At 51.5% G+C, this 13,192-nt stretch carries 14 protein-coding genes; 9 read left to right on the top strand and 5 right to left on the bottom strand.

Annotated elements, in window-relative coordinates:
* Positions 1-37: 37 nt before the first annotated feature.
* From EDC52_RS00765 to EDC52_RS00740, 6 genes are read left to right on the top strand one after another with little or no spacing between them, the layout of a single operon-like run.
* Positions 38-1,255, top strand: a complete 1,218-nt coding sequence (locus tag EDC52_RS00765; RefSeq protein ID WP_131863360.1) for a M20 family metallopeptidase — start codon at positions 38-40, stop codon at positions 1,253-1,255.
* 34 nt (positions 1,256-1,289) lie between these two features.
* The gene (locus EDC52_RS00760; RefSeq protein WP_131863359.1) at positions 1,290-2,855 is read left to right on the top strand and encodes an ABC transporter substrate-binding protein; all 1,566 of its coding nucleotides are present in this window, start codon (positions 1,290-1,292) and stop codon (positions 2,853-2,855) included.
* 1 nt (position 2,856) lies between these two features.
* The gene (locus EDC52_RS00755) at positions 2,857-3,813 is read left to right on the top strand and encodes an ABC transporter permease (RefSeq protein WP_131863358.1); all 957 of its coding nucleotides are present in this window, start codon (positions 2,857-2,859) and stop codon (positions 3,811-3,813) included.
* Positions 3,810-4,676, top strand: coding sequence for an ABC transporter permease (locus EDC52_RS00750; RefSeq protein ID WP_131863357.1), 867 nt, complete (start codon positions 3,810-3,812; stop codon positions 4,674-4,676). The genes EDC52_RS00755 and EDC52_RS00750 overlap by 4 nt, the downstream gene beginning before the upstream one ends.
* On the top strand, positions 4,669-5,670 hold the full coding sequence (locus tag EDC52_RS00745) for an ABC transporter ATP-binding protein (RefSeq protein WP_131863356.1): 1,002 nt from the start codon (positions 4,669-4,671) through the stop codon (positions 5,668-5,670). Before EDC52_RS00750 ends, EDC52_RS00745 begins: the two co-directional genes overlap by 8 nt.
* Positions 5,667-6,473 carry an ATP-binding cassette domain-containing protein gene (locus EDC52_RS00740; RefSeq protein ID WP_131863355.1) on the top strand — a complete coding sequence of 269 codons (807 nt, stop codon included), beginning with the start codon at positions 5,667-5,669 and terminating at the stop codon, positions 6,471-6,473. The genes EDC52_RS00745 and EDC52_RS00740 overlap by 4 nt, the downstream gene beginning before the upstream one ends.
* A gap of 100 nt (positions 6,474-6,573) precedes the next feature.
* Here the strand turns inward: EDC52_RS00740 and EDC52_RS00735 are convergent, their stop codons facing one another.
* Entirely contained in the window at positions 6,574-6,999 is a 426-nt protein-coding gene (locus EDC52_RS00735) for a hypothetical protein (protein ID WP_131863354.1), read from the bottom strand.
* A 140-nt stretch (positions 7,000-7,139) separates the two neighbouring features.
* On the opposite strand from EDC52_RS00735, the gene EDC52_RS00730 reads away from it, so the two are divergent.
* On the top strand, positions 7,140-7,412 hold the full coding sequence (locus EDC52_RS00730) for a hypothetical protein (protein ID WP_131863353.1): 273 nt from the start codon (positions 7,140-7,142) through the stop codon (positions 7,410-7,412).
* A gap of 757 nt (positions 7,413-8,169) precedes the next feature.
* On the opposite strand, the gene gap is transcribed toward EDC52_RS00730, so the two are convergent.
* Both gap and EDC52_RS00720 read right to left on the bottom strand, forming a co-directional pair.
* Positions 8,170-9,180, bottom strand: a complete 1,011-nt coding sequence (gap, locus tag EDC52_RS00725; protein ID WP_131864061.1) for a type I glyceraldehyde-3-phosphate dehydrogenase — start codon at positions 9,178-9,180, stop codon at positions 8,170-8,172.
* Between the two features lie 78 nt (positions 9,181-9,258).
* Positions 9,259-10,236 carry a GlxA family transcriptional regulator gene (locus EDC52_RS00720; protein WP_131863352.1) on the bottom strand — a complete coding sequence of 326 codons (978 nt, stop codon included), beginning with the start codon at positions 10,234-10,236 and terminating at the stop codon, positions 9,259-9,261.
* A gap of 219 nt (positions 10,237-10,455) precedes the next feature.
* On the opposite strand from EDC52_RS00720, the gene EDC52_RS00715 reads away from it, so the two are divergent.
* Positions 10,456-11,061, top strand: coding sequence for a transglycosylase SLT domain-containing protein (locus tag EDC52_RS00715; RefSeq protein WP_131863351.1), 606 nt, complete (start codon positions 10,456-10,458; stop codon positions 11,059-11,061).
* A gap of 31 nt (positions 11,062-11,092) precedes the next feature.
* Entirely contained in the window at positions 11,093-11,314 is a 222-nt protein-coding gene (locus EDC52_RS00710; protein WP_230467921.1) for a cupin domain-containing protein, read from the top strand.
* A 276-nt stretch (positions 11,315-11,590) separates the two neighbouring features.
* On the opposite strand, the gene EDC52_RS00705 is transcribed toward EDC52_RS00710, so the two are convergent.
* A complete protein-coding gene (locus EDC52_RS00705) occupies positions 11,591-11,854 on the bottom strand; it encodes a VF530 family protein (protein ID WP_131864060.1) in 264 nt (87 codons plus the stop codon).
* Between the two features lie 226 nt (positions 11,855-12,080).
* On the bottom strand, positions 12,081-13,145 hold the full coding sequence (locus EDC52_RS00700; protein WP_131863349.1) for a hypothetical protein: 1,065 nt from the start codon (positions 13,143-13,145) through the stop codon (positions 12,081-12,083).
* Between the last annotated feature and the right edge of the window lie 47 nt (positions 13,146-13,192).

Here is a 13,192-nt window from a genome sequence, read left to right as displayed (position 1 = left end):
GCTTACTGGTTCACTGTTACCATGACGAGGTGAAAAGATGAGTATCGATGCATTCATTTCCACTATTGATGCCAATATCAAACAGCATCGTGAAGCATATGTCGCTATATCCAGGGATATCCATGCCCATCCTGAAACCGGCAATAATGAATATCATGCCAGCGCTTTGCTGACCGGATTACTGAAGCAAAATGGGTTTCAGGTAAAGACCGGTGTCGCCGGCCATGAAACGGCTTTTTATGCGCTTAAAGAAAGTCACAAACCGGGCCCGACCATTGCCTTTCTGGCAGAATATGATGCATTGATCGACATAGGTCATGCCTGCGGCCACAATATCATTGGCGTCACCAGCGTCGCAGCGGCGATTGCGCTGAGCCAGGTATTAGACCAGACCGGTGGGCGCATCGTGGTGCTCGGCACGCCGGCTGAGGAAGGTGGGCTAGGGGGCAAGGGCGGTCCAAGAGGCAACGTTAAGGCCCGCTTTGTAAAACACGGTTTTCTCAACGATGTGGATGCCGCACTGATGATTCATCCCGCCGGCAAAACCCGTCTGACCGGCCCATTCCTGGCCAATAATCATTTGTTTTTCCATTTCCACGGCAAACCCTCCCATGCCGGCAGTTCGCCCCATAAAGGCATCAACGCATTGGACGCGCTGGTTTTGCTCTATAACGGCATCAGCGTGCTGCGTCAGCAGTTACCGGACGGGGTAAGGGTGCACGGGATTATCACCGATGGCGGACAGGCGCCCAATGTCATTCCTGCCTATGCATCGGCGCACTATTACATTCGCGCCGAAACCCGCCAGCAAGTGCTTGAGCTTGAGCCGCGACTGCGCGCCATAGCCGAAGGCGCCGCGCTGGCAACCGGCGCAACGGTGAATATTGAACATCAGGTCGGGCCGCGTGATTTTCTGATAAACGATACGCTGAATAAGCTGTTTTTGCAGGAATTCACCGCGGTAGGAGAAATCGTCGACCTGGAGGAAAAAGAAGGCAAAGGCTCAACCGATGCCGGGGATATCAGCCATGCCGTGCCGACCGCTCATCCTTATATCAAAATCGGGCCTGACGACCTTATCGGCCATACCGTCCCGTTCAGGGAAGCGGCCAATTCGGATCAGGGTTATAAGGCACTGATTCTTGGCGCCCAAGTGCTTGCCAGGGCTGGACTGCGCTTGATCACCCAACCGGCACTGCTGAAGCAGGCGAAAGAAGAATTTCATCATCATCACCCGGTCGCCGTCGAGGCCTGATGCCGGCATTGCACATAACGAGAGAATAATAACCATGAAAGGGTTTTCTTTTTCTGCCGCCGTTTTGACGCTGGCAGCTGCACTACCTTGGGGTACAACCCATGCTGCGACTGTCGATCGTAATGCGACGCTGAATATTGCCTATGGCAATCGGCCGGGCACGCTGGATCCATACCTTACGACCAATAATGCCACCTCGGATGTCGATCGCCATATTTTCGAGACATTATTCACCATCAATGCCAAATTCGAGCCGGTACCCGATTTGGTCGATACCTTTTCCCTCAGTGATGATCGCCTGACCTACCGCTTTAGCTTGCGCCAGGGCGTGCATTTTCAGAATGGCCAGCCGTTGCTGGCTGATGATGTCGTCGCCTCCATGAACCGTTGGCTGGCAGTATCGACCCAGGGCAAGGCTAACCTGCCCGGCGCGACATTTGCCAAAGTTGATGATAAAACGGTGACGTTAACCCTGAAAACCCCGTCGCTTATCACATTGAATATCCTGGCCGATGTCAAAAACATCGCGGCGATCATGCCCAAGAGCATCATAGATAAAGCCAATAGCAGTAAAAAGCCGGTAACGGAACTGATGGGTACCGGACCGTACAAATTGGCTGAATTCAAGCAGGGGGAATTCCTGCATCTGACCCGCAATGAACAGTATACCTCGCGCAGCGAACCGTCCGACGGCTTGTCCGGTCAAAAGAAAGCCGATGTCAAGGATATCTATTTTCGCTATATCACTGATGAATCAACGCGACTGGCCGGGGCGATGACCGGCGAATATGACATTACTTACAACCTGCCCAAGGACAATATCGCCACGCTGGATAATGCGCCGGATCTGCATCTTTACCAGCCGCAAAGCGGCGGGGCGCTTATCACTTACCTGTTTAACAAAAACCACGGCCCCTTCACCAATGTGAAATTGCGCGAAGCATTCAACCTGGCGCTGAATGTTCCTCAGGCCCTGTTGGCCGGTTATAGCGATCCTCGATTCTTTACCGAGGACTCATCACTGGGATTTCCTCAGCAAGTAGACTGGTATAGCGAGGCCGGTAAGCCTTACTGGAACCAGCATAATCTTGATAAAGCCCGTCAGTTGGTCAAGGAATCCGGTTACCAAGGAGAAGAGGTAGTCATCATCGCCACGAAGGAATACGCCGAACTCTATAACCTGGCTATTGTGGCGCAGCAGGTACTTAAGCAAATCGGCGTAAAATCGCGGCTGGATGTTTACGACTGGCCTACGGTACTGCAGCGTCGCCAGGATCCCAAGAATTTCGATCTTTGCGCGCTCGAGTTCTCTATGCGGCAGGTGCTGCACCAGTATCCTTTCCTTGATTCGCGCGCCCGTTTCCCTGGCTTGAGCAACAGTCCCGAGATAGACGCGGCCCTGGATGGCATCAAGGCGGCTCCTTCGCTTAAAGCAGCCAGAGGGCTAGTGGACCAGTTGCACGTGCTGCTCTGGACTTATCTGCCGGTTATCGTGCTGGGTCACACCACACCTGAGCCTATTGCATTGAAAACTCATATAGAGGGCTACCAGGATCTCATCGGTCCGGTACTGTGGACCGTCAGCGTGACGAAGCCCTGATATGCTTCGATATATACTCAAACGTCTGGCGGCGCTGATTCCGGTGCTGCTGGTGGTGTCGGTCATGGTGTTCTGCCTGGTGCATCTGGCCCCGGGCGATCCGGCGCTGGTGATCCTTGGCAATGATGCCAGTCCGGAGGATATCGCCTCGTTGCGCCAGCAGATGGGGCTGGATCAGCCGCTGATGACGCAGTTCGTTCACTGGTTTGCCCGTGTTATCCAGGGTGATCTGGGCAGTTCGCTGATGATGAATGCGACCGTAGGCTCGCTGTTTTTCCAGCATCTTCAGCCTACCCTGGCCCTGGCGGTGTACGCGCAACTGCTGGCCATCGTGCTGGGGCTGGCTGCCGGCATGATCAGTGCCTGGCAACATGACAGGCTGGCCGACCGGATAATCCGGGCGGCGGCGACGTTCTGCATGTCAGTCCCCGGTTTTTTACTGGGCCTGATGCTGATTTTCTTTTTTGCCGTGCATCTGCGCTGGTTTCCGGTAGTGGGCTATCGCTCAGGCAGCGGCAGCCTGTGGCTTAATCTGTGGTATCTGACCTTGCCTGCGCTGGCGCTGGGCGTGCGTATCGCCGCGCTGATTACCCGGATGACCCGGGCGGTGATGCTGGACGTGCTGCAGGAAGGTTTTATCAAAACTGCCCGCGCCAAAGGGGTGCCGGAGAGCCAGGTGCTGCTGCGCCATAGCTTGAAGAATGCGCTGATTCCCATCATCACCATCTGCGGCGAATCCTTTGGCTCGTTAGTCACCGGCACCATTGTTATCGAAAGCGTATTCGGTATCCCCGGCGTGGGGTCGTTGATAGTCGACTCGATTGAACGGCGCGACTTCACGGTAATCCAGGGTTCAGTATTGCTGATAACAATAAGTTACGTATTAATTAATCTGGCGGTCGATGTGCTGAGTTTTCGGTTTGACCCGCGGTTATCGACCTCGATGGAGCGACCATGAGGCATTTGTTTAGCCAACGAAAGCTGATGGTGTGGATCGGGATGGTGTTGGCGGTGATTGTTTTTTCCCTGCTGGGGTCCTGGCTGAGCCCTTACGATCCTTATGCCATTTCGCCGCTCACTCGCCTGAAGCCACCCAGTTTCGAACACCTGTTCGGTACCGATAATTTTGGCCGCGATCTGTTTGTCCGCATGGCGCTGGCGGTGCGTATTTCCTTGGGAATCGGTGGATCGGTCACCCTGATAGCCGGTCTTATCGGACTGGCCATCGGTCTGCTGTGTGCCTGGTATCGCGGACTGGATCAGATACTGATGCGTGTCTGTGATGGGCTGTTTGCTTTTCCATCGCTACTGCTGGCGATTGCTATCGTAGGCATACTGGGTCCCAATGCCGGCAATGTGGTGTTGGCCTTGTCTTTGGTTTACGTGCCATCAATAGCCCGGGTTATCAGGGCCGCCGCGATGGTCGTAAAAGAAAAACCGTTTATCGATGCATTGCGGGTACAGGGCGCAGGGGCGCAGCGCATCATCTGGCTGCATTTACTGCCTAATGTCATTTCGCCGTTTATCGTGCAGGTGAGCTGGGTGTTTTCGATGGCTATCCTGACTGAGGCTGCATTGAGCTTCCTGGGATCAGGTGTTCCGGCACCGGCGCCGAGCCTGGGTAATCTGCTGTTGGAAGGCAAGGCGGTGATATTTACCGCCTGGTGGATGACATTTTTCCCCGGCGGAGCCATCGTGCTGCTGATCCTGTCGCTGAACGTGATCGGCGATACCCTGCGCGACCATATTGAACCCGCCCTGCAGCCGCTGCCGGCCAGACTGCTGCGCCGGTTAAAAAAGGAGCCGCAAGCCAATGAATGAATCCCAAACTGAACCGCTACTGCAGGTCGATAACCTGCGGGTCAGTATGGCGACCCAGCAAGGTATCATCAGTCCGGTGCGTGACGTGTCCTTTAGCATCAATGCCCATGAAACTCTGGGCATTATCGGTGAGTCGGGCTGCGGCAAGAGCGTCACCGTCCAGGCGATCATGGGGTTGCTGTCGCCGCGCATTACCCGGGTGGAGGGTGATATCGCGTTGAAGGGAAGGGCATTGCACACCCTGAATCCCCGCCAACTGCGCCAGTATTGCGGCCGCGATATGGCGATGATTTTTCAGGATCCGCTCTCCAGCCTCAATCCGGTGTTTACTCTTGGCCAGCAGATAGCTGAAAGCCTGCGGCTACATACCCCATTGAGCGGTGCATTACGTCGTCAGCGCGTGGTGACACTGCTTGAGGAAGTGGGTATTTATGACCCGGTCCGCACTGCCCGTATGTATCCTCATGAGATATCCGGCGGAATGCGTCAACGGGTGATGATCGCCATGGCAATGGCCTGTGAGCCGGCGCTGCTGATTGCGGATGAACCGACCACCGCGCTTGATGTGACCATACAAACGCAGATCCTGGCATTGCTTGACAGCGTCAAGGCCCGTACCGGCATGGGCATCGTCATTATCACCCATGATCTGACCGTTATCGCCCAGATGTGTCAGCGAGTACTGGTAATGTATCTTGGCCAGGTGGTCGAAGAGGCGGATATCATCACCCTGTTTAATAAGCCACGACATCCCTATACCCAGGCGCTGCTCGCGTCCAGACCCTCATTCAGCCACGCGCGAAAATCACGGCTCACCGAAATTGCCGGTTCGGTACCGTCTCTGTCCACTCCCTTTTCCGGCTGCAGTTTCGCCGACCGCTGTCCTTATGTCCAGGCGCGTTGTCAGCGGCACAATCCCTCCTTGCGTGACATTAATGAACCTGGCCATCGAGTCCGGTGTTGGTTTGCTGAACAAGTGGGAGAAACCCCATGACTGAGCCGTTATTGAGCGTACGGCATCTGACCAAAGTGTTTGCCGGACGCGGCTGGCAGGCATCGTCTTGCCATGCTGTCAGCGATGTCAGCTTCGATATCATGCCGGGGGAAACCTTCGCGCTGGTTGGCGAGTCCGGCAGCGGCAAGAGCACTACTGGCCGCTGTCTGGTCGGTTTGACTGCGCCGACCTCAGGAGCAGTCCTGTTTTGCGGGCAATCGCTGCTCAACCGCAGCGCAGGACAGTGGAAACCGTTACGCCAGCAGATTCAAATGGTATTCCAGGACCCGCTTTCTACGCTCGATCCCAAGCACAGCATTGGCTACAGTGTCGAGGAACCCCTCATTATTCAGGGCCGCCTGGATCGCAGGGCCCGACAGCATCGGGTGGCCGATATCTTAACGCGGGTGGGCTTGAAAGCCGCCGATGCCGGTCGTTATCCTTATGAATTTTCGGGAGGACAGCGTCAGCGGATTGGCATCGCCAGAGCGCTTATCGTTAACCCCCAGCTGTTGATTTGCGATGAACCGGTATCAGCGCTGGATGTGTCAGTCCAGTCGCAAATCCTCAACCTGCTGATGGATTTGCAGCGCACCGATAACATCTCGTATTTGTTTATTTCCCATGACTTGGGTGTTGTTCATCAGATTGCTGACCGGGTGGGGGTGATGTATCAAGGTAAAATTGTCGAAAATGCGCCCACGGAGCAGCTGTTTCATCAGCCTGGTCATCGCTATACCCGGCAATTGCTGGAGGCGGTTTTACCTGCTCATCCGGATCAGCGCAAGGTATGGTCTGTCTGACGAAGATGATGGCTAACGGCCAACGGTAAAACTGCCGTGCTATAATGCCTCCAAAATGTGACGTTGTCACTATATATGTAGGGGGGCGGCTTTGATCAACTTAACCTTGAGGTGCCTCAGCAGTGCGGGATTCAGGTTGCGCCGCCTGGGGTGTTTCCAGGAATGTCGGCTTGCTTTTGTTAACCGAGTAAGCGATATGTTTGGGGGCTGCTGGGGTCGTGGTGACTTCGACGGAAGGGATAGTAACGCGACCAATAAAAGAGCGTGCGTAGCCGCCAACCTGATGGCTTCCCGCCGGAACATGAAGATTCATGCTTTCGCCGATCGGCAGTGCACCCGCGTCATCACCATCAACGGTAACGAATACCGTTGCACCGTCGGCGGTGCGGGCTGGGACATGCGTCACAGTGACCAGTGTCGAGCCGGTTGTAAAATCGGGTGTGGGGTTTTCAGCTGTTGGCTGTTTCACGCAGCCGGTCAGAGCCACTACCGTGGTCATCGCGGCAAGGGAGTAACGTATAACCATAAAATGTATCTTCCTTCTGTGCGTTTGGTGATCCGACTTCACACTATAGCGGATTATGCCATTGTATTGACGTACATCAGCCTTAACTCGGAGCATTCTTGCTTTGATGCTGAATTGATGATTCCTGAGGAGAGCAGATAATGGACACTTTTGTATTTTATACCCAGGGAACAACCACCAAAGTGGTCGGTAAAACCACGCTTTCGCAAGCGGATATGCGGCGGCTACGGAATGAAGGTTTCGAAAAATATCCCCTGGAAATTAAAGCTGGCAACCAAGAGGAGGCAATAGCGAAGCTAAATGCCTTAACGGACGAAAACCTTGAGTCGCTGGGGAGTTTCACCTTCAGTATTCTGGGGGCATTAATTATCTCTATCTTAATCCCAGCAATAGTTTTTTTTATTCAATCTTAAGCGACCAGTCGACTTTCAGTGTGTAGCTGAAAAAAGGACTCATCCTTATGAAGTACTGGAATAAGTTTGTCCAAGTGGCGCTCAATGCTGAACAGTAAAAGTCGTTAATCACAGGCTGAATGGTGATTTTGGTGAGGGTATTAATAACAGCCAAGGCACTGCAGTGGCCAAAGTCAGCCGAGCGACGGCGACGCGGCATCTCAGTCAAATGGTTGAACTTGGGTTGCTTAACGTAAGTGGAGAGGGTGGCAGAAGCACCCGTTATAAATTACGCTCTGACGTGCAGTGATAATCGCGTTGACAGCGTGAGAAGGCCTAAGGGAAATGCATTACAGAGCGGCGAGATAGAGTGCTGAACATGGATGGGTGCTGGATGGAGCTATCCGGCCTGCCTTATTTAACATAATGATTGATATCCTTGCAGTAATGATCGGTATGGTAGACCTCAGTGAGCGAAAGTATCTTTCTACAATATCTGTGGCATCTCTATGCACGATTCTATCTGTAATACTCAAAACGGAAATTACGCCATTACTTTACCGGTCGATATTTCCATTGCTTATAGCAGGGGGGATAGTCCTGCTTGTAAGAGCAGCGTTCAACATTTCCAGAGGTAATTCTGTCTTATTTTGACTGAAGCAAAAAAGTCATCCTTCATGTGATTGAAGCAGTCAATATCCGGTCCGGCAAACTCTATTCATAAAAAAACACCGCCATACGGCGGTGTCTGTCATTATTCTGGCAGGAAAAGAGGATCTTATAAACCGCGTTTTTCCATTAACAGGGCAAGATCCACCAGACGGTTTGAGAAGCCCCATTCATTGTCATACCAGGCTAAAATCTTAACCAGTTTGCCGCCGATCGCCAGCGTAGACAGCCCGTCGATGATAGAAGAGCGCGGGTCGCCACGGTAATCACTCGAGACCAACGGCTCTTCGCTGTAGCCCAGAATGCCTTTAAGCGGACCGGATTCAGCAGCTTTATGGAACGCGGCATTGATTTCTTCCACCGTCGCTTCACGTTTCAGGTTCACGGTTAAATCGACGATTGATACGACAGGAACCGGTACACGCAGGGAATAACCGGTCATCCGTCCGTCAAGTTCGGGGATGACTTTCCCGATGGCTTTAGCTGCTCCGCTGGAATAAGGCACGATAGAAACAGCCGCAGCACGCGCACCGCGCAAATCCTTTTCAGGCTGATCGTGTAACGCCTGACTGTTGGTGTAAGCGTGTGTGGTGTTCATCAGACCGTGCTCGATGCCGAAGGTCTGATGCAGAACCTGCGCGGCAGGGGCAAGGCCATTGGTGGTACAACTGCCGTTGCTGACCACTTTGTGTTTTGCCGGGTCGTACTCGCCGTCATTAACGCCCATCACGATGGTAATATCGTCATTTTTGGCCGGTGCGGAAATGATCACGCGTTTGGCTCCGCCTTTGGTGATATGCACTTCAGCTTTGGCTTTTTCAGTAAAGAAGCCGGTCGCTTCAATGACAATATCCACGCCGACACTGCTCCACGGAATAGCCGCCGGATCTCTTTCTGAAAAGACATGCACCGCCTTGCCATCGACCAGCAGCTGGCCTTCGCCCGCTTCAACATCTGCCTTTAAGGTGCCGGACAGGGAATCATATTTCAGAAGATGCGCGAGGGTCTTACTGTCGGTAAGATCGTTAATTGCCACCACCTGAAAGTCATCACGCCCCAGTGCCGCGCGCAACACATTCCGCCCAATCCTGCCGAAACCATTGATACCTACTTTGACCATGATGAACTCCTTGGTTATCTTACTTACGATTAATTTAGTCCGAAGGAGATATGGCGTAAATGACAATAAAAGATCAATTTACGCCAACATGCGTGAACAAAAGCGTTCTCTGTATTCTTTGGGTGTCAGTTGTAAATTTCTTTCAAACACACGGCGCAAATTCAGACCGCCACCAAAGCCGGTGGAAAGGGCGATCCGCCCGATGCTTTGCGTCGTCTGTTCCAGAAGTTGTCTTGCGGCGCTCAGTCGCGCTTCTTCCACGTATTTGGCGGGAGTGATGCCGGTTTCACGGGTGAAGACCCGCGTGAAGTTTCGCGGACTCATCGCCACGCGTTCTGCCAGGCTTTCGACCGATAAGTCACCGGTCAGATTCTGCATGAGCCATGTCTGAAGTTCGCGGATGGGGCCGTCACTGGCCTGATTTAAAAGATAGCGGCTGAATTGCGACTGTCCACCCGGCCGCCGCAGAAACATCACCAGATCCTGTGCGACATCTCTGGCCAGGCTGAAACCGTGGTCATCTTCAACCAGAGCCAGGGTGAGGTCAAACCCCGAACTGACGCCGCCGGACGTCCAGACCGGTCCGTCCTGAACATATAACGGCCCGCGTTCGACCACGATCTGCGGATATTTAGCCTGCAACGCGTCCAGCAATCGCCAGTGTGTGGTGGCATGGCGACCGTTCAGCAATCCCGTTTTCGCCAGCAATACGGCACCGCCACAAACAGACACCACGCGGCGGGCATAAGGTGCTGCCTGTTTCAGCCAGTCAACCACGCCGGAGCCTTCTTCATCCGTCAGACCCTTGCCGGTGATCATAATAGTGTCACGGGGCAGCGTCGGGTCAAGGTCACAAAGCCGGTGGTCGGCCAGCAGATTCAGGCCGGAAACGCCGTGTACCACGCGGTGCGGTTGCGTCGTCGCGACCGTGACCTGATACGGCGAACTGGACGCATCGGGTGGCAACAGACGGTTGGCCTGCATGAGAATATCGGCAATGCCTGCCGCTTCGAATAACATGCCCCCGTCGGGGACGATAATCAGAAATGTGTTCATGGCATTAAAAATACATTCTGTATTAAATAAGTCAAACCGCTGGATGCTTTTATCAGCATCGTCAGCCAGCGGATGGACATAAGAGCAGGGCGCCTGGACAGGATTCCGCATTTTTGGCACAGGCCGAGTGCCAAAAAATACGCGTTACTGCATGACCGGAAGCGACGATAACGGTATCTTATCAACGCGGAGAATTACTCATATCACCCTTGGAAGATCATGATTTTAACATTCAAAAAACCATTACAATTCAGCATGTTGATCATGCTGATGATTCTGGCTGGCTGTTCCAGCAAACCTCATTATAAAAAATACGATACGCATGCCTTTGATGATGAAATCGAGGATGCCGCTGATGAATACAAAGTCGATCGTAAACTTGTTAAAGCGATTATTCAGGTCGAATCCGGTTTCAATCCGGAAGCCGTCAGTCCTTCAAATGCCATCGGCCTGATGCAACTGAAAGCCTCGACCAGTGGTTGTGACGCATACCGTTATAAAGGCAAACGGGGTTGTCCTGATGATGACGATTTACTGGATCCGGAAACCAACATTGATTTGGGCACCGCCTATATCAGCGCATTGCAACGGCAGCAGCTAAACTGGATCAATGATCCGCTGACACGGCGTTACGCCACCGAAGTCGCATATGCCAATGGCGCCGGTGCGTTACTGCGAACTTTTTCCAGTAACCGGCAAACGGCCATTCAGATGATCAACCAGCTGACGCCGGAAGCCTTTAACTGGCATGTGCGTCAGTATCATCCTGCGGCGCAGGCACCCAGATACATGGCGAAAGTCGAGAAGGCGTACGCCGGTTTATAACCTTTAAGCGTGTTAAAAATGGATGCGCTACGTGAATTGTCAGCCGCAAAATGAGTGGGTGCTGGTTCTGCAAGGTTCGGCAGGTTTGCAAATCGAAAGTGAAACAGAAGTGCGGATCATGAAATCTGGTGACTTCGTGAATATCCCGTCGTTATGCAGACACCGTGTCGAATGGACAGACCCTGATGAAACCACCATATGGCTGGCCATTCATTATGACGAAGACAGAGACAAAGAGGCGGGTGAGGCGTGATACAGGAAGAATAAAGGTCTGGTGCGCAGTCCTTTATCTTATTTAACATAATATACATTATGCGCACTTAGATTATACAGGCTTAATACCATACTATCAGCGTTCGCAATTTCCATTGAATGCGAAGACACTAACCTCACTGCATGCTGCGCTGGCGGCACCGCAAAGTTGTGCCGCATGCATTGTATCTGTCTGACCTGGCGGCAAACCAAGCATCGGTTGCCGTAAAGTGTTCAGCGCGACCAGATTAATGATTAGCGGATCAATAGAAGCAGGCTACTTATGCTGGGCTCCAGCACCCAGCTTGCCCCATGGGCTGTTAACGCTAATAACGGATAAATAAAGTGTCTCCACTTCTTTTCTTGCCCAAGGAGTGCGACGGAGAAATTTCAGACTGGATTTGACACTGGGGTCACTGTTAAAACAATTGATGTTGATACGCTTGCCCAGTTCGTCCCAGCCAAAATGGCCGACAAGCGTATTTACCATAGCCTCAAGTGTGATGCCATGTAACGGGTCATTCGATGTGTGAGGCATCATAGCCGTCCTGTTATTCGCAAGAGCAACCCCTCGCGCTTCGAGTGAAAGTTGGATTTTAACGTTAATAGCGTCATTTAAAAACCAATTGGTTTCCATATTTCCTTTGTCAATGAATAGCCCCTATCCGCTCAACACAACTGATGCTGATCTGCATAGGAGCAATTCAAACAGTCAAAGTCTATAAACGCCCAGAGGTATAAACCTGGGCATCGGGGAAACGCGATTTTCAAAGATTACTGAATAAATGCTCATTTTTATCAAACGAGGCAAAAAGTGAAATGTTAGCGCCATTACTAAAATAGTCACGCAGATTGTCAACACTTACATCATAATCGGAAACAAAAAATTTTTCACCACATTTATTACTGCCTGGGAGATGTTGAAGATAAACATCTAGAGCTTTGTCAATGTTAAGCAGAGTAATTTTTTGCTGAGTCGCTGCAGAAGTTCTGTTAAGAAAGTCCAGATAGGGTTTTGTATCTCTTTTTATAATTTCACCCATCTCAGATGGGCTTAAAGTCACAGTATAACCTCCCCTGTTTAGGGAAACTTTCATCATAAAATCAATAGCCACGAGTTGCTCGCCTGATTCCAGCGCCTTTAATACTTGATGGGGTAAAGATGCGAACTTGTTGCTGGTAACCAGCAGATAAATCCCATTGGCTTTTATCGGGTCCTTAACCGGTCTTCCTCTAATAAACATACAGCCAGAAACATCATCTGCTTTACTGGCAGTTTTCGGCAATGCTGTTGGTGGAATAATGGATAAGACGATTGTGGCCCCGAGATCTCTATCATTTTGAGCAAGAAAATAGCCTCCCATTGATTTTTTGAGATAGGTTTGTTCGGTGGTAAATGCCCTAAACTGCTCATTGACTTTATGACTAAATTCTTTGCGGCAGTTATCAAATGTGTTGTTTTGATAGTCTATATCTATTGCTCTCCAATGCAAATTATTATAACCAAACTTTCTAAGTTGATCATGTATGTAAAATTCGGTTAATAATCCTGCCGAGCCTAAAGATATAAAAGTAATACGCATATCTCGCCAAGGAATCTTTTCCATGATTACAGCCACTGTTTTATTTATAAAGTCTACCTTGGCATTCAGTGAGGCAAAAGCGTCATTCTCCACCCATGACAGGTGACCTAAATAACGATAAATGCATTGATTATCGTAAACAGGAACTGTTTCATTTGTTATTCGGTCAATCGTTAATGTGGCCGTTTGGTCGTCTCCACGAAAAAAAGGTGTTAAGAAGTTTTTTAATGTTGGGATGGATGGAATCATTGCGTATTAGCTCCAATCAATTTTTTGATTTACTGACTGTTGTGCTC

The organism is Biostraticola tofi, from assembly GCF_004343195.1.
In the GTDB taxonomy this organism is placed as follows: domain Bacteria; phylum Pseudomonadota; class Gammaproteobacteria; order Enterobacterales; family Enterobacteriaceae; genus Biostraticola; species Biostraticola tofi.
The sequence above is the reverse complement of the archived record's forward strand: the minus strand, read 5'-3'. Positions and strand labels throughout refer to the sequence as shown.